We start from the raw sequence: 22,895 nt of genomic DNA on the forward strand, positions 1-22,895 counted from the left end.
AAGGCCCCGCCGGGTGATGGCGGGGCCTTGCGCACGGATGCCGATGAGGCCGGGGCCCCGGTCCGGCTAGCGGGACCGCTTGGCCAGGCGCTCCACGTCCAGCAGGATCACGGCGCGCGCCTCCAGGCGCAGCCAGCCGCGTCCGGCGAAGTCGGCGAGCGCCTTGTTGACCGTCTCGCGGGAGGCGCCGACCAGCTGGGCCAGCTCTTCCTGCGTCAGGTCGTGGACGACGTGGATGCCTTCCTCGGACTGGACGCCGAAGCGGCGCGACAGGTCGAGAAGGGCGCGGGCTACGCGGCCCGGTACGTCGGAGAAGACCAGGTCGGACATCTGGTCGTTGGTCTTGCGCAGGCGGCGGGCGACGGCGCGCAGCAGGGCCGTGGCCACCTCGGGGCGGGCGTTCAGCCAGGGCTGGAGGTCGCCGTGGCCGAGGCCGAGGAGCTTGACCTCGGTCAGCGCGGTCGCGGTGGCGGTGCGGGGGCCCGGGTCGAAGAGCGACAGCTCACCGATCAGCTCGCCGGGGCCGAGGACCGCCAGCATGTTCTCGCGCCCGTCGGGGGAGGTGCGGTGGAGCTTCACCTTGCCCTCGGTGACCACGTACAGGCGGTCGCCCGGGTCGCCCTCGTGGAAGAGCGCGTCGCCGCGCGCGAGGGTCACCTCACTCATCGAGGCGCGGAGCTCCGCGGCCTGCTCATCATCGAGCGCCGCGAAAAGCGGGGCGCGCCGCAGAACGTCGTCCACGAGTTCTCTCCTTGTCGGCCTGTTCAGGGAACCGTGGTCCCCATCATGCCGGACGGTAAAACAGTGCGATCGATCACAAACCAGTTTGACGCACGGGCGTGCCCAATCGTGCGGCAGGGGGCCGATCGGGGGCGGATACACGGTGACGGGCGCAGATGTCGGTGCGTGGCTCTAGGCTGGCCGGGTGTCCAGATCGCCGGTGAGAGCGCAGGCCAAGGGGGCTGATGGGGTGTCGGAGGGCCGTGATTCCGCTGTGGGCGAACAGGATGCGATTCGCCCGAAAAAAGCGACAAAACGCCCCACGGGGAAGTCGGTCGGGAAGTCGGTGGGGAAGTCGGCAGAGCCGGCCACGAAGGCAACGGTGAAGGCCGCGGCAGGGTCGGGATGGAAGCCGGAGTCGCGCCTGGCGATGGTGCGCCGCGCCCGCAGGATCAACCGCGAGCTCGCCGAGCTGTACCCGTACGCCCATCCCGAGCTGGATTTCCGTAACCCTTTCGAGCTCCTGGTCGCCACGGTCCTCTCCGCCCAGACCACCGATCTGAGGGTCAACCAGACCACTCCCGCGCTCTTCGCCGCCTACCCCACCCCCGAGGACATGGCCGCCGCCGTCCCCGAGGAGATGGAGGAGCTCATCCGGCCGACCGGGTTCTTCCGGGCCAAGACCAAGTCGCTGATAGGCCTCTCGGTGGCGCTCAGGGACAACCACGGCGGTGAGGTACCGGGCCGGCTCGCCGATCTCGTCAAGCTTCCGGGGGTCGGCCGCAAGACCGCCAACGTCGTTCTCGGCAATGCGTTCGGCGTCCCCGGGATCACCGTCGACACGCACTTCGGCCGGCTGGTCCGCCGCTGGAAGTGGACCGAGCAGGAGGACCCGGAGAAGGTCGAGGCCGAGATCGCCACGATCTTCCCCAGGAGCGAGTGGACGATGCTCTCGCACCGGGTCGTCTTCCACGGCCGCCGCATCTGCCACGCCCGTAAGCCCGCCTGCGGCGCCTGCCCGATCGCCCCGCTCTGCCCGGCGTACGGCGAGGGCGAGACGGACCCCGAAAAGGCCAGGAAGCTGCTGAAGTACGAGATGGGCGGTCAGCCGGGCCAGCGGCTGAGCCCGCCCGCCGACTACCCGGGCAAGCCCGCTCCGGCCCTCGGGGCGGGCTGACGCCCGACACCGGCCGCAGGGCGGACGGGACGGCCGGAACGGCAGCGGTGGCCGGAGCGGCCGGAACGAAATGCGTGATGACAGGCGTTGTGAAACGAGGGGTGCCTATGAAGACGCACGAACAGAGCACGGATACGGCAGCGGCTCCCGCGGCTGCGGACCGGGCGGTGACCGGCCCCGCAGCCGCAAGACCCACCGCACCCGTCGCGGGCGACTCGGCAGCGGGAAACCCGGCAGCGGGAAGCAGGGCAGCGGCAGGCCCTGCTGCGGTCAGCCCCGCTGCGGCGGTCGCGGCGGCCGCGGCCACGACCGCCGGCGATGAGGACGCCGCGATCGCCGTCACGACCGAGGGGCTGCCCGTCTGGCTCGACCCCGTGGCCAGTGCCGCGCGGACCATCGAGCCCGACCAGCTCAGCCGCTTCCTGCCGCCGGAGAGCGGCGCCGGGCGGCAGTCCGCCGTGCTCGTACTGTTCGGCGAGGGCGAGCGCGGCCCCGAGCTGCTCCTCATGGAGCGATCCGGAAGCTTGCGTTCCCATGCCGGACAGCCTTCCTTCCCCGGTGGCTCCCTGGATCCGGAGGACGGCGACCAGGCGACGACGGGGCCGCTCAGGGCCGCCCTGCGGGAGGCCAGGGAAGAGACCGGTCTCGATCCGCGCGGGGTCCAGCTCTTCGGCGTGCTGCCCCGGCTCTACATCCCCGTGAGCGGCTTCGTCGTGACACCGGTCCTCGGCTGGTGGCGCTCGCCGAGTCCGGTCGGCGTCGTCGATCCGGGTGAGACGGCCCGGGTCTTCACCGTTCCCGTGGCGGATCTCACGGATCCGGCCAACCGCGCGACCGCGGTCCACCCGAGCGGCCACCGGGGTCCGGCATTTCTGGTCGAATCCGCCCTGGTCTGGGGTTTCACCGCCGGGGTGATCGACCGGATTCTGCACTTCGCCGGCTGGGAGCGCCCCTGGGACAGGGCCAAGCAGGTGCCGCTCGACTGGCGCGCATGACAGTCTGACTCCCGTGCTGCGCTGTCCGGCCCCGCCCGGAGCCAGCCGAAGGAACGGGCCCGGTGACGAATCTGCGAGGCTATAGACGGTGAACGTGCTGGACATCCTGCTGCTGGCCGGCGCCGTGTGGTTCGCGGTCATCGGCTACCGACAGGGGTTCGTCGTCGGCATCCTGTCGGTGCTCGGGTTCCTGGGCGGCGGCCTCGTCGCCGTCTATCTGCTGCCGATCCTGTGGGACCAGCTGACGGACGGTTCCGAGGTCTCGTCGACGGCCGCCGTCGTCGCCGTCGTCATCGTGATCGTCTGCGCCTCGGTGGGCCAGGCATTCACCACCCACCTGGGCAACAAGCTCCGCCGGTACATCACCTGGTCGCCCGCGCGTGCCCTCGACGCCACCGGCGGCGCCCTGGTCAACGTCGTCGCGATGCTGCTGGTCGCCTGGCTGATCGGCTCCGCGCTGGCCGGCACCACGCTGCCGACGCTGGGCAAGGAGGTCCGCAGCTCCTCGGTCCTGCTCGGCATCTCCCGGGTGATGCCGGCGCAGGCCTCCACCTGGTTCACGGACTTCTCCTCGGTCCTCGCCCAGAACGGCTTCCCGCAGGTCTTCAGCCCGTTCGCCAACGAGCCGATCACCGAGGTCAAGGCCCCGGACCCGGCGCTGGTGGGCAGCCCCGTCGCGGCCCGCGCCAAGAAGTCCATCGTCAAGGTCGTCGGCACGGCCCCGGGCTGCGGCAAGGTCCTCGAAGGCACCGGCTTCGTCTTCTCCGACCGCCGGGTGATGACCAACGCGCACGTCGTCGGAGGCGTCGACGAGCCGACCGTCCAGATCGGCGGCCAGGGCCGGGTGTACGACGCGAAGGTCGTCCTGTACGACTGGCGGCGCGACATCGCCGTGCTCGACGTACCGGACCTCGACGCGAAGCCGCTGCGGTTCGCCGGCCCCGACAGCGACGCCCGGACGGGGAACAGCGCCATCGTCGCGGGGTTCCCGGAGAACGGCTCGTACGACGTACGGGCGGCGCGGGTCCGGGGCCGTATCAACGCGGGCGGACCGGACATCTACCACCGGGGCACCGTCCACCGCGATGTGTACTCGCTCTACGCGACGGTCCGCCAGGGCAACTCCGGCGGACCGCTGCTGACCCCGGCGGGCGAGGTGTACGGCGTGGTGTTCGCCAAGTCGCTCGACGACCCCGACACCGGGTACGCGCTGACGGCGGACGAGATCCGTCAGGACATCGCACGCGGCCGCGCCGCCAACCAGCAGGTCGACAGCCAGGTGTGCGCGCTCTGAGCGGCTGCTGAGGTCCGCCGGGCGCCTGCGGTGTGCCCGCTGAGCGTCAGAAACGGGCCCGGCACGGTCACCGAGGCGCGGCCCGTCGAGACCGGGAGAAGTGTGGTGAAGTCCCGCCCGGCCGGTGAGCGTTCACCGGCCGACCGGGGCGGACATCATCCGCGTGGATGGCGCAGCCGCGCCGAGACCCAGCGGGCCCTGCGGCGCAGAATGCGCGGAATACCGAGCCGGGGATCGTGCAGAACCTGCATATCGTGCACCCGGCCCTGGGGGCCGCCCCCCTCATGAGTGCTCGGACTCGCCGTGGCGGTCGAGCGGCGGTTGCGTGCTGCGTCACCGAAGTCGTGCGTCCAGCCCATACCGGGACGTCTGCCCGTGCCTCATGGTCGGTAACCGCCCATCCGTCAGCCAATTGGCCTATGCGCCGGGCAATTGGCCGTTCGACGGACAACTGTGCCTCTGCGGCTACCGGTCGGGCTCCGGATCCTTGAGCCAGTTGATGAGTTCGGCCGAGAACCCGTCCGGGTCCTCCTCGTGGGGGAAGTGCCCCAGACCGTCGAAAAGTCGCCAACGGTAGGGAGCTTCGACGTACTCGCCGGACCCCGCCGCGCTTCGGGTACGGATCGCCGGATCGAGTGAACCGTGCAGATGCAGAGTCGGTACCCGCACCGGCAGTTTCATCCGCCGGTTGAACTGGATGCCGTCCGGACGGGCGAGGGACCGCACCATCCAGCGGTACGGCTCGATCGAGCAGTGCGCCGTCGACGGGATGCACATCGCGCGCCGGTAGACGTCCACCGTCGCGTCGTCGGGAAACTCAGGGGTCCGGGGGCCCGCCCATTCGTGGATCAGCCGGCCGACCAACGCCGCGTCGTCCGCGACGAGCTGACGTTCCGGAACCCACGGTCGCTGGAAGCCCCAGATGTACGAGCCGGCCCGGGACTGCGCGAAGTCGGAGAGCATCGAGGAACGCCAGCGGCGCGGATGCGGCATCGAGGAGACCACGAGGCGGCGCACCAGCTTCGGACGCATCACCGCGGCGGTCCAGGCGAGGTAGCCGCCCATGTCATGGCCGACCAGGGCCGCGTCCGGTTCGCCGAGCGAGCGGATCACGCCGGTGATGTCGAGCGCCAGGTTGGCGGGGTCGTAACCCCGGGGCGTACGGTCGCTGCCGCCGACCCCGCGCAGATCCATCGCCACGGCCCGGAAGCCGGCGTCGGCCAGCGCGGTGAGCTGGTGGCGCCAGGTCCACCAGAACTGCGGGAAGCCGTGCAGCAGCAGCACCAGCGGCCCATCGCCGAGCTCGGCGATGTGGAAACGGGCGCCGTTGGCCGCCACGTCCCGGTGGGTCCACGGCCCGTCGATCCGCACGGGCCCACCGGAGGCCGCCGGGACGGGTGCGTCGGTCGAGCCTGTCGGGCCGGTCGGGGTGGCCGGGCCGGTCGGGGTGGCCGGGCCGGTCGAGTCGGGTGAGTTCGCAGGGCCTGAGGTGCTGCCCGAGCCTGCCCGGTCGCCCCTGTCCGCAGGGGATGCCTGACCTTCCGGGCCTACGGGGCCTACCGGGCCGAATGCGCTGGAATCGGGGACCGTCATGTGGACGAGCGTGCCACAGAGGAGCCCTTGTCCTGGACCGGAGCCTTCTCGATGGCCTTGCCCGTCAGCGTGCTGCCGGAGGCAGCCGGAAGGCTCGTTCCTGCCGGGACGGCGGGCCGCGGGTGCGGCTTGACGCCCTGGAGCACGGCGGCCGTCTGCTTCGCCGAGGCGATGGACTTCTCCGGCGGCTTGACCTTCTTGAACTTGAGCCGGCCGATCAGCCCCAGCAGGACCGCCAGGAGGAAGAACCCGCCGGCCACGATCAGGAACGACCACGCCAGGCCCATCCCCAGGTTGTGGATTCCGTAGGCGGCCGCGAAGCTCAGCATCGGCATCATGAACAGAAGCAGTACGCCCGCGACGATGAACGCCACACTGCCGATCGCCCCGCGCTTGACGTCCTGCCGGACCTCGGCCTTGGCCAGGGCGATCTCGTCATGCACCAGCGCGGACATCTCCGCCGTCGCCGAGGCGACCAGCTGCCCGAGACTGCGGTCGGCGCTGCCCGCGTTGTTGCCGGGGTCGCTCATCCCTGACTCCCTCTCCAGTCCTGCTGCTGAACACATCTGGTGTCAGATCATGCCGGACTGTCCGGCTCGTTGCTCGCCGCCCCCGCCAGTTGGGCAAGGCGGCGATGCTCGGCCGCCTTCTTCTCGTGGATCGCGGCCATCCGCAGGTGGTACGCCGGGTCGCCCTGTTCGTAGATGTCGGGCACCCCGTCCTGGTCCTCGTCGAGCTCCTCCGCCTCGTGCAGCTCCCGGTGTCTACGTACCCGCAGTTTGAGCAGTACACCGGAGAACACGGCGGCCGTCAGGGAACCGATCAGCACGGCGGCCTTGATCTCGTTGATCGTTGTCTCGTCGCCGGCGAAGGCCAGCTCGCCGATGAGCAGCGAGACGGTGAAGCCGATGCCGGCGAGTGAGGCGACCGCGAAGACATCGGCCCAGGCCAGCTCCTTGTTCAGCTCCGCCTTGGTGAATCGGGTGGCCAGCCACGTACCGCCGAAGATGCCCACGGTCTTGCCGACGACGAGGCCCAGGACGACACCGAGCGTCTCGGGCCGGGTGAAGACATCCGCCAGCGCGTCTCCGGAGAGGGAGACCCCGGCCGAGAAGAGGGCGAACAGCGGCACGGCGAGACCGGCCGACAGCGGGCGGATCAGGTGCTCGATGTGCTCGCCGGGCGAGTGGTTCTCGCCCTCCCGCCGGGTGCAGCGGAGCATCAGGCCCATGGCGACGCCGGCGATCGTGGCGTGGATGCCGCTGTTGTACATCAGGCCCCAGATGACCAGGGCGAGCGGTATGTAGATGTACCAGCCGCGCACGTTCCTGCGCAGCAGCAGATAGAAGACGGCCAGGCCGACGAAGGCGCCGATCAGCGCCGTGAAGTTGATCTGCTCGGTGAAGAAGATCGCGATGATCAGGATCGCGAAGAGGTCGTCGACCACGGCCAGGGTCAGCAGGAAGGCGCGCAGCGCGTTCGGCAGCGAGGTGCCGATGACCGCGAGGACGGCGAGCGCGAAGGCGATGTCGGTGGCGGTGGGGACGGCCCAGCCGTCCGTCGAACCTCCGCCGACCACGTTCACCAGCGTGTAGACGACGGCCGGAACCGCCATTCCGCACAGCGCGGCGACGACCGGGAGGGCGGCCGCCCTGGGGTCGCGCAGTTCCCCCGCGACCAGTTCCCGCTTGAGTTCGACTCCCGCGACGAAGAAGAAGATCGCGAGCAGCCCGTCGGCCGCCCAGTGCGCCACGGAGAGGTTGAGGCCCAGCGAATCCGGCCCGAAGTGAAAGTCGCTGACCGAGGCATAACTGGAGCCGAAGGTGTTCGCCCACACCAGCGCGGCAACCGCTGCGACCAGCAGGATCACCCCGCCCACGGTCTCGGTGCGCAGGGCCTCCGCGAGGTAGTTCCGCTCGGGGAGGGAGAGCCGTCCGAGCAGGGTGCGGCGGGGCGAAGGGGGTGCGGGGGTGGGCGCGGCCACGAGTGGGGACCTCCGGGTCGGTACGGCAGCGATGGCATGGCTGATGCACTTGCCGACCAGACTTCCCGGCACCCCTGTGGAGTTTTCTTATTGTTTTGTTGACGCAGCAGTCACTGTACCCGGGGCGTGCGGGGCTGTATCCGGTGATCTTCACCTTAAATGTCCGAGGGGCATCCGGCGCGTTGCCGGATGCCCCTCGGGGACGTACTGCTCAGCCTGCCGATCAGTCCTCGGAGGAGGACGACGGCAGCTGGGCCTGGATCAGGTCCATCACCGAGGAGTCGCTCAGGGTGGTGACGTCTCCCACCTCGCGGTTCTCGGCGACGTCCCGCAGCAGACGCCGCATGATCTTTCCGGAGCGGGTCTTCGGCAGCTCGGCGACCGGCAGGATCCGCTTGGGCTTGGCGATCGGGCCGAGCGTGGCACCGACGTGGTTGCGCAGCTCCGCGACCAGCTCGTCGGAGGGCTCGGCCGTGCCGCGCAGGATCACGAACGCGACGATGGACTGGCCGGTCGTCTCGTCGGCGGCGCCGACCACGGCCGCCTCGGCGACCGACGGGTGTGACACGAGTGCCGACTCGACCTCGGTGGTCGAGATGTTGTGCCCGGACACGAGCATCACGTCGTCGACCCGGCCGAGCAGCCAGATGTCGCCGTCCTCGTCCTTCTTGGCACCGTCACCCGCGAAGTACTTGCCCTCGAAGCGCGACCAGTAGGTGTCGATGAAGCGCTGGTCGTCGCCCCAGATGGTGCGGAGCATCGACGGCCACGGCTCGGTGAGGACGAGATAGCCGCCCCCGCCGTCGGGAACCTCGTTGGCCTCGTCGTCGACGACCGTGGCCGCGATACCGGGCAGGGCGCGCTGGGCGCTGCCCGGCTTGGTCTCCGTCACGCCCGGCAGCGGCGAGATCATCATCGCGCCGGTCTCGGTCTGCCACCAGGTGTCCACGATCGGGCACTTGTCGGCGCCGATGTGCTTGCGGTACCACATCCACGCCTCGGGGTTGATCGGCTCACCGACCGAACCGAGGACCCGGAGACTGCTCAGGTCGAACTTGGCGGGGATGTCGTCACCCCACTTCATGAACGTGCGGATCGCGGTCGGCGCGGTGTAGAGGATCGTGACGCCGTACTTCTGCACGATCTCCCAGAAGCGCCCCTGGTGCGGGGAGTCGGGTGTGCCCTCGTACATGACCTGCGTCGCACCGTTGGCCAGCGGGCCGTAGACGATGTACGAGTGGCCGGTCACCCAGCCGATGTCGGCGGTGCACCAGAAGACATCGGTCTCCGGCTTGAGGTCGAAGACCGCGTTGTGCGTGTACGCCGCCTGCGTGAGGTAGCCGCCGGAGGTGTGCAGGATGCCCTTCGGCTTACCCGTCGTGCCGGAGGTGTAGAGGATGAAGAGCGGCTGCTCCGCCTCGAAGGCCTCGGGGGTGTGCTCGGCGGACTGCCGGCCGGTGATCTCGTGCCACCAGACGTCGCGGCCCTCGGTCCATGCGGTGTCCTGGCCGGTGCGCCGGACCACGAGGACGTGCTCGACGCTGTCGATACGGGAGACGGCGTCGTCCACGGCGGGCTTCAGCGCGGACGGCTTGCCCCGGCGGTAGCCGCCGTCGGCGGTGATGACGACCTTGGCGTCCGCGTCCTGGATGCGGGCGGCGATGGCGTCGGCGGAGAAGCCGCCGAAGACCACCGAGTGGGCTGCGCCGATGCGGGCGCAGGCCAGCATCGCGACGGCGGCCTCGGGGATCATCGGCAGATAGACGGCGACCCGGTCGCCCTTGCCGACACCGAGCTCGATGAGCGCGTTGGCGGCGCGGGAGACCTCTTCCTTGAGCTGTGCGTAGGTGATGGCGCGGCTGTCGCCGGGCTCGCCCTCGAAGTGGATGGCGACCCGGTCGCCGTTGCCCGCCTCGACATGACGGTCCACGCAGTTGTACGCGACGTTGAGCCTGCCGTCCGCGAACCACTTCGCGAAGGGCGGGTTGCTCCAGTCGAGCGTCTCGGTCGGCTCCGTGGCCCAGGTCAGGCGACGGGCCTGCTCGGCCCAGAAGCCCAGCCGGTCCGCCTCGGCCTGCTCGTACGCCTCCGCCTTGACGTTGGCGTTCGCGGCCAGATCGGCAGGCGGTGCGAACCGCCGCTCCTCACGAAGCAGATTGGCCAAGCTTTCGTTGCTCACGACATCTCCCATTCCCAGGGTGTCCGTTGTGTCCCGGGCATAGCTCATCAGGCCAAAGGCCAGGTGACAAGTGCCTGCCCGGAATTGGTTTAGACCTGTGTCTCGTGTATGGAGACACGGCCCCGCGTCCACGTGCGGCGCGACGCGGTACGGCACAGTGCGGGGAGCTGTGCAATGCGCCGCAGAGCGACACGGAGCGGTGCAATGCGCCGCGCCGCAGCGGGGAGGCAGGACCACAAGGTCTCACGGACCGGGGGCGAACGAGGTTCAGACGCCGGTGCGTTCCAACTCGCCGGAACCGGGAGTGTCGCCGGGGTCCACGCGGTCGAAGACCTCGTCGAGCTCCAGCCCGCTGCTGGCACCCTCGGTCAGCAGATAGGCCTGGGCCTCGCCCACGTGGAAGTACATGCCGTGCAGTCGGATCGTGCCCTCGGCGAGCCGCCGGGCCACCGATTCGTGTGCCCGCAGATGGTCCAGCTGCTGGACCACATTGGTGAGGCAGAGCTGCTCCAGCGCGTCGGTCGGCAGCCGCCCGGAGATCCGGGCCCAGGCGTGGTGCCGGGACGCCATCCGCTTCAGGCTGGGCAGCCCGTGTCTCAGCCACCGCCACAGGGACGTGGCCGGAGCATCCCGGTCCGGTTCGCCGCCGAGCAGCGCCTGCATCGCTCCGCAGCCGGAATGCCCGCAGATGGTGATGGACTCCACCTTCAGTACATCCACCGCGTACTCGATCGCCGCACCCACCGAGTGGTCCCCGGATTCGGCGTCCGGCAGGGGCACCAGATTGCCGATGTTCCGCACGGTGAACAGGTCACCGGGGCCGCTCGCCGTGATCATGCTGGTGACGAGGCGGGAGTCGGCGCAGGTGATGAAGAGCTGCGACGGGCGCTGACCCTCGACGGCCAGACGGGCCAGTTCGTCGCGCACCAGCGGAGCGGTGTTGCGCTGGAACGAACTCAGACCGCTGATCAGCCGATTGCCGCCGGTCGGGCGGGGGGCCTCGGGAACCGGTGCGGGGGTGGGGGCTGGGGTGAGGCCAGGGGTGTGGGTGGGGGCTGAGGTGAGGTCAGGGGTGTGGGTGGGGGCGTTGCTCGGGTTGTCGGTGGTCGTGTCATGGCTCGCGTCGTGGGATGCGGGGTGGCCGACGGGGTGGTGGGCTGGACAGTTGGCATCGCGGCCGGTGGGGCCGCTGTGATCGGCGCTGCCGGTGTTGCTGGTGTCGGCAATGCTTCCGGCGCTGCCGACGTCGGCAGCGCTGCCGACACGGGCGGCGCGGCGGCTGCGGCCGGTGCCGGTGGACCGTTTACCGAGTCCGAGTCCGAGTCGGAGCCTGGGGCCGGGGCCGGGGCCGGGGCCGGGGCGGGGGCCGGGGCCGAGGTCATGGCTTGCTTCCGGCGCACGGCCGGGCTGGTCGTGGCAGTGGTGGTTGCGCCACGGAGTCCAGGGGCGGCAACAGGAGTGCGCCGCCGAGGCGGGCTCGGCGATCCGGCCACCGGACCTGCCGGTGAACACGACCCTGCCGCCATGGGCGGTCTGGGCCGTGCTCCAGCCCTGGATCGCCTCGTACGCCGCGTGGTCCATGAAGAAGCCGTCCAGTTCGACGACGGCGTCACCGTCCTGGGGCAGTTGGCCGAGCGTACGGCTGAGCCGGGGCACCGCGAGGAACGTCAACTGGCCCCGTACGACGACCAGATGCCGGCCGCCCTGATCGGTGACCGTGATCCTGGTCCGGGCCAGCCGGTGCAGGGCGACCGCCACCGCCACCGCGATGCCGATCGCCACGCCCTTGAGTACGCCGAAGAGGACCACGCCGGTGATCGTCGCCCCGTACACCAGGAATTCGCGGTGCTTATGGACGTTGCGGATGTGGGCGAAACTCACCATCTGGATGCCGACCATCATCACCAGCGCGGCGAGCGCGGCCAGCGGGATCCACTCCAGCACGGTGACCAGCAGCCCGGTGGCGAGCAGCACCCAGACGCCGTGCAGCACGGTGGAGGCGCGACCGGTCGCCCCGGCGCGCACGTTCGCCGAGCTGCGCACCGCACCACCGGACACGGCCAGCCCGCCCACCAGCCCGGACAGCGTGTTGGCGATGCCCTGGGCGCGCAGCTCCCGGTCGAGGTCGGAGCGTCTGGCGGGCAGGGCGAGAGATGCGGTTGGTGCCGATGTCCCGGACGGGAGCGCGAGCGCCAGTGCGGGTGTGGTCGGTGTGGGCGGCGGTGCCGTGCCGGCCCCGGGCCGGGCGGCCGTCTGCTCGGCGGTGCGGTCGGCCGACAGCTTGTCGATGGCCACCGCAGCGAGCAGTGACTCCAGGCTGGCCACCAGCATCACCGTGAACACAGCGGTGGCCAGGGCGAGTACGGGTCCGTGCGGCATTTCCGGCAGGGCGTGCGAGCGCCAGGACGGCAGATCGACCCGGGCGATACCGGGCGCGACCATCGCAGCCACCGCCGTAGCGGTCACCACCGCGGCGAGGGCGGCCGGAATCCGTCGTACGGATCTGCCGATCCGGCCCGGGATCCGGGGCCAAAGGATCAGGACGCTGATGGTCAGCGTGCCGATGAGTGGGGCAGCAGGGCTCACCCGGTCCAACTGGTCGGGGAGTGCCAGGGCATTGGCCACGGCTGAACTCTGCGGCGATCCGCCGAGCACGATGTGCAGCTGGGCGAGCGCGATGGCCACGCCGATGCCGGCGAGGGTGCCGTGGACGATGGCGGGGCTGACGGCGAGAGCGCTGCGCGCCGCCCGCAGGGAGCCGAGCAGGATCTGGAGGAGTCCGGCACCGATGGTGATCGCGCAGGTGGTGCGCCAGCCGTAGATCTGGATCAACTCGGCTGTGACGACGGTCAGTCCGGCGGACGGGCCGCTGACCTGGAGTGGGGTGCCGCCGAGCAGCCCGGCGACGATGCCGCCGATCGCGGCGGAGATGAGGCCGGCTTCCAGCGGGGCGTCCATGGCGACGGCGAGGCCGAGCGACATGGGGACGGCGAGCAGGAAGACCGTGATCGATGCGGACAGATCGGCGCCCGCGATACGGAATCGACCGCCGCGCGGTGGCGGCGGGCTGTGTGGTCGCTTCACTCCCGAGGCGCGTGGTGGACGTGAACTGCGGGATGGGTGGTTGTGACGAGTGGGGACGCAAGCAGACATGTTCCCGTCTCCTCCGGGGCAGCGCGGTCGCGGAATGTGGGGACGCGGCCGTGGGTCACGGCGTGCAGCGGCGGGATTTCTCAACTCTCAGTAAACAGATCGTAATGGAGAGTAAAGACATGCGTCCACACTTGCGATCAAATGGGCCATGTGATCACCCATTGAGGTGAATAAGCATCTTTTCATTCGGTATGTCGCATCGACCTCGACCGGACCGCGTGCGAACTTGACCGCGCCGTGTCGGCACTTCGACGCAAATTACCTGCAAGGAAGAGGTGGGCAAATGATGGCCGCCACGAGGAGAGTCGCTGCGAAGAGAGCCGTTACGAAGAAGGTCGTCGCGACGAAGGTGGTCGCGACGAGGACGGTCGCGAAGGAGGGTGTCGCGACGAAGGCCGTAGCGAGGAAGGCCGTTGCGGCGAGGGTCGCTGTCGGGCGGGTCGCCCTGGGGGTCGTGGCCGTCGCGCTGACCGCGGGAGTGGCCGGGTGCTCCTCCGGTTCCGGCGGAGGTGCCGGTGCCGCCGGTCCGGGGGCGGCGAAGAAGGCGCCCGCCCCGAAGAAGAAGGCCCCTGAGGCTCTCAAGGCCCCCGCCGCGCCCGGCAGTGTCTTCCGGCTGATCGGCGACGGATCCACCGCGTTCACCGGCAGTCAGCCGAAGCAGCCCGTGGCCAAGCGTCTGGCGCCCGGTCAGAAGCCCCCGCAGTTCGTGGTGTTCTCTTGGGACGGCGCAGGTGAGGACAGTCAGAAGCTGTTCTCGCACTTCCGTGAGGTCGGCAGGAAGTACCACGCGAACATGACGTACTTCCTCAGCGGCGTGTACATGCTGCCGGAGGACAAGCGGGAGCTCTACGACCCGCCGAAGCACAACGCCGGTAGCTCCGACATCGGCTTCAACGACACCAAGGGAATCCGGGACACCATCACCCAGGTGCGCGCGGCCTGGGAGGACGGTGACGAGATCGGCACCCACTTCAACGGGCACTTCTGCGGCCCCGAGGGCGGCGTCGGAACCTGGTCCGTCGACCAGTGGAAGGCCGAGATCAGTCAGGCCAAGTCCTTCGTGAAGAACTGGAAGACCAACGACCCGGGCCTCGAAGAGGAGAAGCCGCTCCCCTTCGACTACGACAAGGAACTCATCGGTGGCCGCACCCCCTGCCTGGAAGGGCAGAAGAACATGGTGGCAGCGGCACGGACGATGGGCTTCCGCTACGACTCCAGTGGGGTCGACAACCAGGTCTGGCCGAAGAAGAAGGACGGTGTCTGGGACCTCTCGATGCAGCTCGTGCCCGTGCCGGGCCGCGAGTTCGAGACCCTGTCGATGGACTACAACTTCATGTTCAACCAGTCCGGTACGACGACGCAGGGCGACCCGGACATGCACGAGTACTGGGGCAACCAGATGCGTGACGGCCTGCTCCAGGCCTTCGACCGCTCGTACGACGGCAACCGTGCCCCGCTGATCATCGGCAACCACTTCGAGTCCTGGAACGGCGGTACCTACATGCGTGCCGTCGAGGACACCATCGCGACGGTCTGCACCAAGGCGGGTGTCCGCTGCGTCTCCTTCCGGCAACTGGCCGACTGGCTGGACGCCCAGGACCCGGCGACGCTGGCGAAACTCGGCACGCTCGATGTCGGCCAGGCGCCCGAGAAGGGATGGACCGCGTTCCTCGACGGAGCGGAAACTTCCGGAACCGGCCGGACCACGGGCGCCGACAAGGCCCACGCGGGCCCCGGCGGGGGCAAGTCCGGCCGCTGAGCCGCGCGGACTTCGGGCATGGCCGGCACGTCATGCGCCGGACCGGACGGGCAGGGGCCGTGCGTCGAGCGCCGGACGGGTGGAGGAACCGATCCTGTCCGGCGCTCGGGGGCACGACGGCTCACGTCGGGCGGAGCGAGTCCGTCCGGCGGCGCCGACGGCCCGGCGGGGTACCGAGGTTCAGGCGGGCTGAGCGGCGCCGTCCTGCGCGTACCGCTCGTCGAGAACGAAGGCGGGGTCGACCTGGGCGGCCAGATCGGCGCCCGTCTTCTCGTTGCCCCAGCTCTCCGCGTTCTTCAGATGGAAATGAACCATCTGCTGCGTGTAGCGCTGCCAGTCCCGCTGCTCGTACGAGTCCTCGGCGGCGTTCTGCAGCGCCTGCAACGCCATCCGGTTGTCCGCCTCCAGCAGCTCGAAGCGAGCGGGGCGACCCTTCTCCATCGAACGCACCCAGTCGGAGTGCCCGACGCTGACCAGCAGGTCGTCGCCCACCTCGGCACGCAGGAACTCCAGGTCGTCCTCGCCCTGCACCTTGTTGCCGATGACCTTCAGGGCGACCCCGAAGTCCCGCGCGTACTCCTTGTACTGGCGGTAGACCGAGACGCCCTTACGGGTCGGCTCCGCGACCAGGAACGTCATGTCGAAGCGGGTGAACATCCCCGAAGCGAAGGAGTCCGAACCCGCTGTCATGTCGACGACGACATAGTCGTCGGGACCGTCGACGAGATGGTTCAGGCAGAGTTCGACCGCGCCGACCTTGGAGTGGTAGCAGGCCACGCCCAGATCCGACTCGGTGAACGGGCCGGTGGCCATCAGCCGGATCTCCCCGTCGTCGAGCCGGACCGTGCGCGCGCACGCGTCGTAGATCGGGTTGTCCTCGACGACCCGCAGCAGCCGCGAGCCCTCGCCCGGCGGAGTCGTCTTGATCATCGTCTCGCCGGAGGCGATGCGGGGATTGCTGCCGCGCAGATACTCCTTGATCAGAGGCAGATGCGCTCCCATGGCGGGCAGCGCGGAGGCCTCCTGGTCGTCGAGGCCGAGCGCGGCCCCGAGGTGCTGGTTGATGTCGGCGTCCACCGCGACGACATGGGCTTCATTGGCTGCGAGGTGGCGGATGAAGAGCGAGGACAGCGTGGTCTTGCCGCTGCCGCCCTTCCCTACGAAAGCGATCTTCATGTTCACCTAGGGTAGTGGCGCGATCGCGGTCTGCTGTCACACTTCGTGAAGAAGGCCACTCCCGGGCGGTATCGGCGCGGTGGACGCGTAGCCTCGTTACCTATGAGTACGACTGCCCCTGACCCGCTCGCCGCCCTGGGCGCCCTGCCTGGGGTCGCCGACGCGGTGGACTCCGTACGCAAGGCCGTCGACCGGGTCTACGGTCACCGCGTCATGCGGCGCCGCAGCAATGAGGTCACCGCGGAAGCGGCACTTCGCGGTGCCCGTGGTTCGGCGGCGCTGTCGGGCGCCGACTGGAACCTGGAGGAGGTGCGCCGGCGTACCGACTTCAGCGGTGACGGCGAGGCGCACGTGATCGGGGCGGCCCTGCGGTTGACCGCCGAGGCGGGTCAACTGCTCTCCATCTGGCGGCAGTCACCGCTGCGGGTGCTGGCCCGGCTGCATCTGGTCGCGGCCGGCGGAGCGGCACCCGACGACGCCGTCGGACGGCCGAGGCTGGCGGGCGAGCCGGTGGACGAGTCGCTGGTCGAGGCGCCGCTGCCGGACGCCGACGAGGTGGCAGGGCGCCTGGAGGGGCTTTCGGGGCTGATTCTTTCCGGCACCTCGGCGCCCGCGCTGGTGACCTCGGCGGTCGTGCACGGCGAACTGCTGGCCCTGCGCCCCTTCGGGTCGTACAACGGCCTCGTCGCGCGGACCGCCGAGCGGATCGTGCTGATCGGGAGCGGGCTCGACCCCAAGTCGATCTGCCCCGCCGAGGTGGGGCATGCCGAGCAGGGGCGGGCGGCGTACATCGCGGCGTTCGAGGGCTATCTGTCGGGGACGCCGGAGGGGATGGCCGCCTGGATCGCGCACTGCGGACGCTCCGTGGAGCTGGGTGTCAGGGAGTCGACGGCGGTGTGCGAGGCGCTGCAGCGCGGCGCCGCGTAGAAACCCGTTCGCGCGGAAGTCGGTCAATGGGGAACGGCCGGATCGCGGCCCGGGCCGCGATCCGATCGGGCGCCGGTTTCGAGTCCGCCGGCGCCGCTTGCGCGGTGCGCGTCGAGATAAATCCACCTGGGTAACTTCATCCCGGTAACTTCACGAATGCCTTCGCCAAGTCGACTTATCGCCTCGACTTGCTGTATTGGCCTGCCGAATCGGCTTCACCGGCCGATCGGCTTCATGAGCCGATTGGCATCACTGCTCCGGGAAAAAGGTTGCGGCGGTACCGTCCTCGGTACCGCCGCTGGCATGTCTACCCAGTTACCATGCGTCCTCGATATATGCCCATCAGGTCGGGATGCTTTGCCCGTTCCCTGGTGCGGCTGGCCCGTAATCGACGGGTCGACGTCGCGTGGGTGCTCGGTTTTCATGCTCGGTCCGTGGGGCCGTCTCTGCGTTACAGGTAATCCTCTCGGATGTCCTTGGTCTCGCGGGCCGTTGAGTCATTTGTACTCCAGAGCCGGGGTGAGCGGTAGTGCTGGCCCGACTTCTTTACTTTTGGGTTCAATTACGGGCGAGTTGGATATTCCGCACCGACCGCCGAGTCGGAGGGCTCCGTACTCCTCCGCCCGGGGGTGCGTCAGGCGGAGGCCGCGGCGCGGCGACGTGAGCTGTACCAGACCAGTCCCGCCGTGACGGCCGCCGCTCCCACCGCTGCCGCAGCGACCAGTGCCGGACGTGGTGGCAGCGAGAACGCGGGCAGTCGCTGCTTGAGTCGGACCGGCCGGTCGAAGACGAGAACCGGCCACTCCCGGACGGTCGCCTCGCGCCGTAGGGCGCGATCCGGATTGACCGCGTGCGGATGGCCGACCGACTCCAGCATCGGTACATCAGTGGCGGAGTCGCTGTAGGCGTAGCAGCGCGAGAGGTCGTACCCCTCCGACACCGCGAGGGCTCTGATCGCCTCGGCCTTCGTCGGCCCGTAGGCGTAGTACTCGACTTCGCCGGTGAAGCAGCCGTCGTCACCGACGACCATTCGGGTGGCGACGACCCGGTCGGCACCGAGCAGCTCGCCGATCGGCTCGACGACCTCGGCGCCCGAGGTCGAGACGATCACCACATCGCGCCCGGCGGTGTGATGCTCCTCGATGAGCGTCGCCGCTTCGTCGTAGATGATGGGGTCGATCAGCTCGTGCAGGGTCTCGGCGACGATTTCCTTCACTTGCTGGACGTTCCAGCCCTTGCAGAGTGCGGAGAGATATTCCCGCATCCGCTCCATCTGATCGTGATCTGCACCCCCGGCAAGGAACACGAACTGTGCGTACGCGGTGCGCAGTACAGCGCGGCGGTTGATCAGTCCGCCTTGGTAGAAGGACTTGCTGAAGGTCAGCGTCGAAGACTTCGCAATGACCGTCTTGTCCAGGTCAAAGAAGGCGGCTGTGCGCGGCAAGAAGCGGTTTTCCACAAGGCAGAGCATAGGCGGACGCCATTCGGCGTAAACTCTGGCGCGTGGGTTTGCCTGAGAAGGCTCTCGGGTACACCATGGAAGTCACGGATCGTTCGCGACCGTGCTAACCCGGTCCGGCTCCTCCCCCCCCGAGTCGGCCGTGGGGACGACCCCCGCTCTCCCCCCCGGCGGGGGTCGTCGCATGTCCGGACGCGTTTCTGTCGTTCGGAATCAAGCATTCCGCCTCCGTTTCGGTCGCGACGGCCCGCTTCTCGTTCCGTCCCCCACCACCATGACTCGTCACGGTGCGTAGCGGAAGTGCTGCACTCCGGAAGTCGCCGGTATGAGCGACGGAGTTATTCACAACGGTGGAGTTGTCCACAGTTTTTGAGCAAGATCCACACGATTTTCCGAAGCGCTGCACGGTGATTCCAGCCGCGAAGTCCGCGGGTTGTGGAATCGCCGATCCCGGAACACTCCGAGATCACCGCGAACCGCGATGAAGGTGCAGTGAGAAGGGGGTGGAGATCGTGGCCGAGTCCATCGCGCGGGATCCTCTGCCCGCCGCCGGAGGGCGGCGGGGCGGACCGCTGATCGTGACCGAGGATGTGGAACTGCTCGACGATCTGCTGCGGCTGTGTGCCGCCGCCGGAGCGGAGCCGGAAGTTCATCACTCGCCGCCCGAAAGCAGAGGCACCTGGGAACAGGCGCCGATGGTCCTCGTGGGCGACGACGCAGCCCGGCGATGCCGAGGGGCGGTGCGCAGGCGGGGCGTGATGCTCGTCGGCCGGGACCAGGACGCACCGGATGTCTGGCGCCGGGCCGTGGAGATCGGGGCCGAATATGTGCTGAGGCTGCCGGATGCGGAGGGCTGGCTCGTCGACCAGATCGCCAATGCGGCGGAGGGTGTGGGCCGACCGGCTCTCACCGTGGGAGTGATCGGCGGCCGGGGTGGCTCGGGCGCGTCCACGCTGGCCTGTGCCCTCGCGGTGACGGCGGCCAGGGCCGGGCGGCGGACCATGCTGATCGACGGCGATCCGCTCGGCGGGGGCATCGACGTGCTGCTCGGGGGCGAACGGGCCGAGGGAATGCGATGGCCGGATTTCGCCCATTCCAAGGGGCGGGTCGGCGCTGGTGCGCTGGAGGAGTCACTGCCGACGCTGCACGGACTACGGGTGCTCAGCTGGGGCCGAGACGACTGGGTGGTCATCCCGCCGCAGGCCATACGGGCCGTGCTGGCCGCCGCACGCAGGCTCGGCGGGGTGGTGGTCGTCGATCTGCCGCGCAGGGTCGACGAATCGGTGGCCGAGGCGCTCGCGCAGCTGGACCTCGGGCTGCTGGTGGTGCCGGGGGAGCTCCGCGCGGTCGCGGCGGCCAAGCGGGTCGCGTCGATGGCCGGGATGATCCTGGACGACCTGCGAGTGGTGCCCCGCGGGCCGTACGCGGCGGGCCTCGACGAGCGATGGGTGGCACAGGCGCTGGGGCTCCCGCTCGCCGGTGAACTCCCGCTCGACGCCGGGCTGCTGACCGCCCAGGACGACGGAGCACCCCCGGGCGGCAGTGCGCGCGGTCCGCTGGCCAGGTTCTGTGCGGCGTTCTGGGAGCGGGCGCTCGCCCCGGAGGGCGCGGGGGGCCGCGCCGGTGGGGGTGCGTCATGACGGAGACGCTGCTCGACGCCGTACGGCAGCGGCTCGCGCAGAGCGGTACCGCGCCGACACCGGCCGGGGTCGCGGCCGCGCTTCGGGCCCAGGGGCGGCTCCTCGGGGACGCCGAAGTGCTCGGTGCGGCCGACGAGTTGCGCGGCGAGCTGGTCGGGACCGGAGTTCTGGAGCCCCTGCTCGCCGATCCGGAGGTCACGGATGTGCTGGTCTCCGCACCGGACCGGGTGTGGGTGGACCGGGGCAGGGGCCTCGAACTCACGGGGGTGACCTTCACGGACGCCGCCGCGGTGCGCAGGCTGGCGCAGCGGCTGGCCGCCGTGGCGGAGCGGCGGCTGGACGACGCCCGCCCCTGGGTGGACGCGAGACTGCCGGACGGCACCCGAATGCATGCCGTGCTGCCCCCGGTGTCGGTCGGCTCGACGTGCCTGTCGCTGCGGGTGGTTCGACCCAGGGCCTTCTCGCTGGCGGAGCTGGTCGCCGCGGGGACGGTGCCACCGGGCGGCGACCGGCTGCTGCGGGCCCTGGTGGAGGCCCGGGTCTCGTACCTGATCAGCGGAGGTACGGGGGCCGGGAAGACGACGCTTCTGTCGAGTCTGCTGGGTGCGGTCGGGGAGCGGGAACGCATCGTGCTCGCCGAGGACTCGGCGGAGTTGCGGCCGGACCATCCGCATGTGGTGCGCCTGGAGTCGCGCCCTGCCAATCAGGAGGGTGCGGGCCGGGTGACTCTCCGGGACCTGGTGCGGCAGGCGCTGCGGATGCGGCCCGACCGGCTGGTGGTCGGAGAGGTGCGCGGCGCCGAGGTCACCGAGCTGCTGGCCGCGCTGAACACCGGCCATGAGGGCGGGTGCGGGACGGTTCACGCCAACGCGGCCGAGCACGTACCGGCCCGGCTTGAGGCTCTGGGGACGGCGGCGGGACTCGATCGGACCGCGCTGCACAGCCAGTTGGCGGCCGCGCTGTCGGTGGTGGTCCATCTCGTACGGGACCGGGCCGGGCAGCGGCGGATCGCCGAGGTGCAGGTTCTGGAGCGGGACGCGGCAGGGCTGGTGGTGACCGTACCCGCGCTGCGCTGGGGCGCCGAAGGATTCGTAGAAGAGCGGGGCTGGGAGCGGCTGCGGTCGCTGATCGGGGGTGCGCTGTGACCGGTGGCGCGCCGATGGGGCTGTCGGCCGGCATGAGTTGTGCGGCGGCCCTGTGTGCCGGGGTGGCGACCTGGCTGGCTGTTGCACAGGACCATGGGCGGCGGAGGGCCCGGGTGTTGTTCGTCGACGAGGCCGTCCGGCCCTCGCTGCGAGCGCGCTGGAAGCGGACCGGGGTGTGGCTGCGGAAGTGGTCGGCGGAGCGGCGGGAGTGGCTCTGCGTCCCGGTGGCGCTGCTCGTCGCCGTGCTGGGGGAGTCGGTGCTGCCGCTGCTGGCCGGGGCGGCGGCCGTGCCGCTGGTGCGGAGGTGGCTGTGCGGGCGGGCTCTGGGCAAGGAACGGGAGCGACGGGCGGCCGGAGTGGTGGCGCTGTGCGGTGCGGTCGTGGGCGAGCTGCGGGCCGGACACGAACCCGGGCAGGCGTTACTGGTGGCGCTGCGTGGCACCGAGGTGATGGGGGCGGCCGAGGCCGGCGTGGTCGCCGCGGCGAGGTTCGGGGGCGATGTGCCGGGGGTGCTGACGCAGGCGGCGCGGGAGCCGGGGCTGGACGGGCTCGCCGGGGTGGCGGCCTGTTGGCGGGTGGCGGTCGACGGCGGTGCCGGGTTGGCGGCGGGTCTGGACCGCCTGGAGGACGCGTTGCGGGCCGAGCGGCGCAGACGGGAGGAGTTGCGGGCCCAACTGGCGGGCGCCTGGTCGACGGTGGCTGTGCTGGCGCTGCTTCCGGTGGTGGGCCTGGGGCTGGGCGCGGCGCTCGGGGCCGATCCGCTGCGGGTGTTGCTGCACACGCCGGCCGGGCTGGCCTGTCTGGTGACGGGCGGGCTGCTGGAGGTGGCCGGGCTCTGCTGGGCGGCCCGGATCGTGCGGGCGGGGGAAGCGGCATGAGCGGAGTCGTCGGCGAAGCCGCTCATCGGATGGCGGCAGTGTGCGCGGTGCTGAGCGCGGTCGCGTGTCCGGCTCTCGCCCTGGCCGGGCTCCGACGCAGGCGGGCGGTACGCCGCCGGGGCGCGGCGCTGCTGGCGATGGGCGGGTCGGAACGCCGGCATGGGCGCAGGGGAGGGCGCGGAGGTACGGCGTTCGGTGTCCGGGTGAAGGAGTGGATCGCGCCGCTCGGCGTGGTCGCGGTGGGCTTTGTCCTGGTCGGCGGCCTGCCGGGGTTCGTGACGGGGCTGGTGGGCGCGTACGGCGCTCGGCGGTGGCAGCTGGGCCGAAACAGGCCCGAACCAGGAGCAGGGCTCGCGGAGATGGCGGAGGCCGCACGCCGGCTTCCGTTGGCGGCCGATCTGTTGGCGGCCTGCATCTCCGCCGGAGCCGGGCCCCGGGAGGCGGCCGAGGCGGTGGGGGAGTCGGTCGGCGGGCCGGTCGGCAGGTGCCTGGCACGGACCGCCGCGGAGATCCGCCTCGGTGGCGAACCTGCGGTGGCCTGGGGGCGGTTCGGAGAGATACCGGGTGCGAGTGCGCTGGCCCGGTGCCTGGAGCGGGCGGGGTCGACCGGGGCTCCGGCGGCGGAGCCGGTAGCTCGGCTGGCCGAGGCGATGCGGGCCGAACGCGCGAGTGCTGCCGTGGCCCGCGCCCAGCGGGCAGGCGTGCTGATCACCGGTCCGGTCGGGCTCTGCTTTCTGCCCGCCTTCCTGGCGGTCGGAGTGGCACCTGTGGTGATCGGTCTGGCGACCGGACTGCTTCAGACCGCATGACCGAAAA

18 protein-coding genes are annotated in these 22,895 nt (G+C 70.4%); 9 read left to right on the forward strand and 9 right to left on the reverse strand.

Translation table 11 applies throughout. From position 1 onward, the window contains the following. Positions 1 to 66: 66 nt before the first annotated feature. Positions 67 to 741 carry a Crp/Fnr family transcriptional regulator gene (locus ACGF8B_RS03110; RefSeq protein WP_014046869.1) on the reverse strand — a complete coding sequence of 225 codons (675 nt, stop codon included), beginning with the start codon at positions 739 to 741 and terminating at the stop codon, positions 67 to 69. Between the two features lie 361 nt (positions 742 to 1,102). On the opposite strand from ACGF8B_RS03110, the gene nth reads away from it, so the two are divergent. The 3 genes from nth to ACGF8B_RS03125 all read left to right on the forward strand — a co-directional run bounded on the left by nth (position 1,103) and on the right by ACGF8B_RS03125 (position 4,186). Continuing rightward, positions 1,103 to 1,897 carry an endonuclease III gene (nth, locus tag ACGF8B_RS03115; RefSeq protein WP_392734208.1) on the forward strand — a complete coding sequence of 265 codons (795 nt, stop codon included), beginning with the start codon at positions 1,103 to 1,105 and terminating at the stop codon, positions 1,895 to 1,897. Positions 1,898 to 2,004: 107 nt separating this feature from the next. Then, positions 2,005 to 2,892, forward strand: coding sequence for an NUDIX hydrolase (locus tag ACGF8B_RS03120; RefSeq protein ID WP_392734211.1), 888 nt, complete (start codon positions 2,005 to 2,007; stop codon positions 2,890 to 2,892). An 88-nt stretch (positions 2,893 to 2,980) separates the two neighbouring features. After that, the gene (locus ACGF8B_RS03125; RefSeq protein WP_392734213.1) at positions 2,981 to 4,186 is read left to right on the forward strand and encodes a MarP family serine protease; all 1,206 of its coding nucleotides are present in this window, start codon (positions 2,981 to 2,983) and stop codon (positions 4,184 to 4,186) included. A gap of 155 nt (positions 4,187 to 4,341) precedes the next feature. Here the strand turns inward: ACGF8B_RS03125 and ACGF8B_RS03130 are convergent, their stop codons facing one another. The 6 genes from ACGF8B_RS03130 to ACGF8B_RS03155 all read right to left on the reverse strand — a co-directional run bounded on the left by ACGF8B_RS03130 (position 4,342) and on the right by ACGF8B_RS03155 (position 13,095). After that, positions 4,342 to 4,545, reverse strand: a complete 204-nt coding sequence (locus tag ACGF8B_RS03130) for a hypothetical protein (protein WP_266690092.1) — start codon at positions 4,543 to 4,545, stop codon at positions 4,342 to 4,344. A gap of 106 nt (positions 4,546 to 4,651) precedes the next feature. Continuing rightward, entirely contained in the window at positions 4,652 to 5,779 is a 1,128-nt protein-coding gene (locus ACGF8B_RS03135) for an alpha/beta fold hydrolase (protein WP_392734215.1), read from the reverse strand. Further along, positions 5,776 to 6,309 carry a phage holin family protein gene (locus ACGF8B_RS03140; protein ID WP_392734217.1) on the reverse strand — a complete coding sequence of 178 codons (534 nt, stop codon included), beginning with the start codon at positions 6,307 to 6,309 and terminating at the stop codon, positions 5,776 to 5,778. Before ACGF8B_RS03140 ends, ACGF8B_RS03135 begins: the two co-directional genes overlap by 4 nt. A gap of 47 nt (positions 6,310 to 6,356) precedes the next feature. After that, a complete protein-coding gene (gene nhaA, locus ACGF8B_RS03145) occupies positions 6,357 to 7,763 on the reverse strand; it encodes a Na+/H+ antiporter NhaA (RefSeq protein WP_392734219.1) in 1,407 nt (468 codons plus the stop codon). 223 nt (positions 7,764 to 7,986) lie between these two features. After that, the gene (acs, locus tag ACGF8B_RS03150) at positions 7,987 to 9,954 is read right to left on the reverse strand and encodes an acetate--CoA ligase (protein ID WP_392734221.1); all 1,968 of its coding nucleotides are present in this window, start codon (positions 9,952 to 9,954) and stop codon (positions 7,987 to 7,989) included. A 255-nt stretch (positions 9,955 to 10,209) separates the two neighbouring features. Next, positions 10,210 to 13,095 (reverse strand): SulP family inorganic anion transporter, encoded by a 2,886-nt coding sequence (locus tag ACGF8B_RS03155; protein WP_392734223.1) that lies wholly within the window; start codon positions 13,093 to 13,095, stop codon positions 10,210 to 10,212. A 283-nt stretch (positions 13,096 to 13,378) separates the two neighbouring features. Here ACGF8B_RS03155 and ACGF8B_RS03160 point away from each other — a divergent pair, with 283 nt between their 5' ends. After that, positions 13,379 to 14,854 carry a hypothetical protein gene (locus tag ACGF8B_RS03160; RefSeq protein ID WP_392734225.1) on the forward strand — a complete coding sequence of 492 codons (1,476 nt, stop codon included), beginning with the start codon at positions 13,379 to 13,381 and terminating at the stop codon, positions 14,852 to 14,854. A 180-nt stretch (positions 14,855 to 15,034) separates the two neighbouring features. Here ACGF8B_RS03160 and ACGF8B_RS03165 read toward each other — a convergent pair whose 3' ends face one another. After that, the gene (locus tag ACGF8B_RS03165; protein WP_392734226.1) at positions 15,035 to 16,030 is read right to left on the reverse strand and encodes an ATP-binding protein; all 996 of its coding nucleotides are present in this window, start codon (positions 16,028 to 16,030) and stop codon (positions 15,035 to 15,037) included. A 102-nt stretch (positions 16,031 to 16,132) separates the two neighbouring features. Here ACGF8B_RS03165 and ACGF8B_RS03170 point away from each other — a divergent pair, with 102 nt between their 5' ends. After that, positions 16,133 to 16,957, forward strand: coding sequence for an oxidoreductase (locus ACGF8B_RS03170; protein WP_392734228.1), 825 nt, complete (start codon positions 16,133 to 16,135; stop codon positions 16,955 to 16,957). Positions 16,958 to 17,591: 634 nt separating this feature from the next. Here the strand turns inward: ACGF8B_RS03170 and ACGF8B_RS03175 are convergent. Next, positions 17,592 to 18,428, reverse strand: coding sequence for an HAD family hydrolase (locus ACGF8B_RS03175; RefSeq protein WP_392734230.1), 837 nt, complete (start codon positions 18,426 to 18,428; stop codon positions 17,592 to 17,594). A gap of 566 nt (positions 18,429 to 18,994) precedes the next feature. On the opposite strand from ACGF8B_RS03175, the gene ssd reads away from it, so the two are divergent. Genes ssd through ACGF8B_RS03195 form a run of 4 tightly spaced genes read left to right on the forward strand, consistent with a single transcriptional unit; the run spans position 18,995 to position 22,888 of the window. Beyond that, on the forward strand, positions 18,995 to 20,056 hold the full coding sequence (gene ssd / locus ACGF8B_RS03180; RefSeq protein WP_392734470.1) for a septum site-determining protein Ssd: 1,062 nt from the start codon (positions 18,995 to 18,997) through the stop codon (positions 20,054 to 20,056). Beyond that, entirely contained in the window at positions 20,053 to 21,201 is a 1,149-nt protein-coding gene (locus ACGF8B_RS03185) for a TadA family conjugal transfer-associated ATPase (protein WP_392734232.1), read from the forward strand. Before ssd ends, ACGF8B_RS03185 begins: the two co-directional genes overlap by 4 nt. 14 nt (positions 21,202 to 21,215) lie before the next feature. After that, positions 21,216 to 22,079, forward strand: coding sequence for a type II secretion system F family protein (locus ACGF8B_RS03190; RefSeq protein ID WP_392734234.1), 864 nt, complete (start codon positions 21,216 to 21,218; stop codon positions 22,077 to 22,079). Further along, positions 22,076 to 22,888: a type II secretion system F family protein gene (locus tag ACGF8B_RS03195; RefSeq protein WP_392734236.1), complete on the forward strand. Its 813-nt coding sequence runs from the start codon at positions 22,076 to 22,078 to the stop codon at positions 22,886 to 22,888. The genes ACGF8B_RS03190 and ACGF8B_RS03195 overlap by 4 nt, the downstream gene beginning before the upstream one ends. The last annotated feature ends 7 nt before the right edge of the window (positions 22,889 to 22,895 follow it).

The organism is Streptomyces sp. NPDC047917 (genome assembly GCF_043204345.1).
Lineage (GTDB): Bacteria > Actinomycetota > Actinomycetes > Streptomycetales > Streptomycetaceae > Streptomyces > Streptomyces sanglieri.

Coding starts and splice junctions, on each gene's coding strand:
- ACGF8B_RS03185 (WP_392734232.1), top strand. CDS start 20,053: ATGACGGAGACGCTGCTCGACGCCGTACGGCAGCGGCTCGCGCAGAGC.
- acs (WP_392734221.1), bottom strand. CDS start 9,954: ATGGGAGATGTCGTGAGCAACGAAAGCTTGGCCAATCTGCTTCGTGAG.
- ACGF8B_RS03190 (WP_392734234.1), top strand. CDS start 21,216: ATGGGGCTGTCGGCCGGCATGAGTTGTGCGGCGGCCCTGTGTGCCGGG.
- ACGF8B_RS03165 (WP_392734226.1), bottom strand. CDS start 16,030: ATGAAGATCGCTTTCGTAGGGAAGGGCGGCAGCGGCAAGACCACGCTG.
- ACGF8B_RS03160 (WP_392734225.1), top strand. CDS start 13,379: ATGATGGCCGCCACGAGGAGAGTCGCTGCGAAGAGAGCCGTTACGAAG.
- ACGF8B_RS03120 (WP_392734211.1), top strand. CDS start 2,005: ATGAAGACGCACGAACAGAGCACGGATACGGCAGCGGCTCCCGCGGCT.
- ACGF8B_RS03170 (WP_392734228.1), top strand. CDS start 16,133: ATGAGTACGACTGCCCCTGACCCGCTCGCCGCCCTGGGCGCCCTGCCT.
- ACGF8B_RS03130 (WP_266690092.1), bottom strand. CDS start 4,545: ATGGGCTGGACGCACGACTTCGGTGACGCAGCACGCAACCGCCGCTCG.
- ACGF8B_RS03175 (WP_392734230.1), bottom strand. CDS start 18,428: ATGCTCTGCCTTGTGGAAAACCGCTTCTTGCCGCGCACAGCCGCCTTC.
- ACGF8B_RS03155 (WP_392734223.1), bottom strand. CDS start 13,095: ATGTCTGCTTGCGTCCCCACTCGTCACAACCACCCATCCCGCAGTTCA.
- ACGF8B_RS03195 (WP_392734236.1), top strand. CDS start 22,076: ATGAGCGGAGTCGTCGGCGAAGCCGCTCATCGGATGGCGGCAGTGTGC.
- ACGF8B_RS03140 (WP_392734217.1), bottom strand. CDS start 6,309: ATGAGCGACCCCGGCAACAACGCGGGCAGCGCCGACCGCAGTCTCGGG.
- ACGF8B_RS03135 (WP_392734215.1), bottom strand. CDS start 5,779: ATGACGGTCCCCGATTCCAGCGCATTCGGCCCGGTAGGCCCCGTAGGC.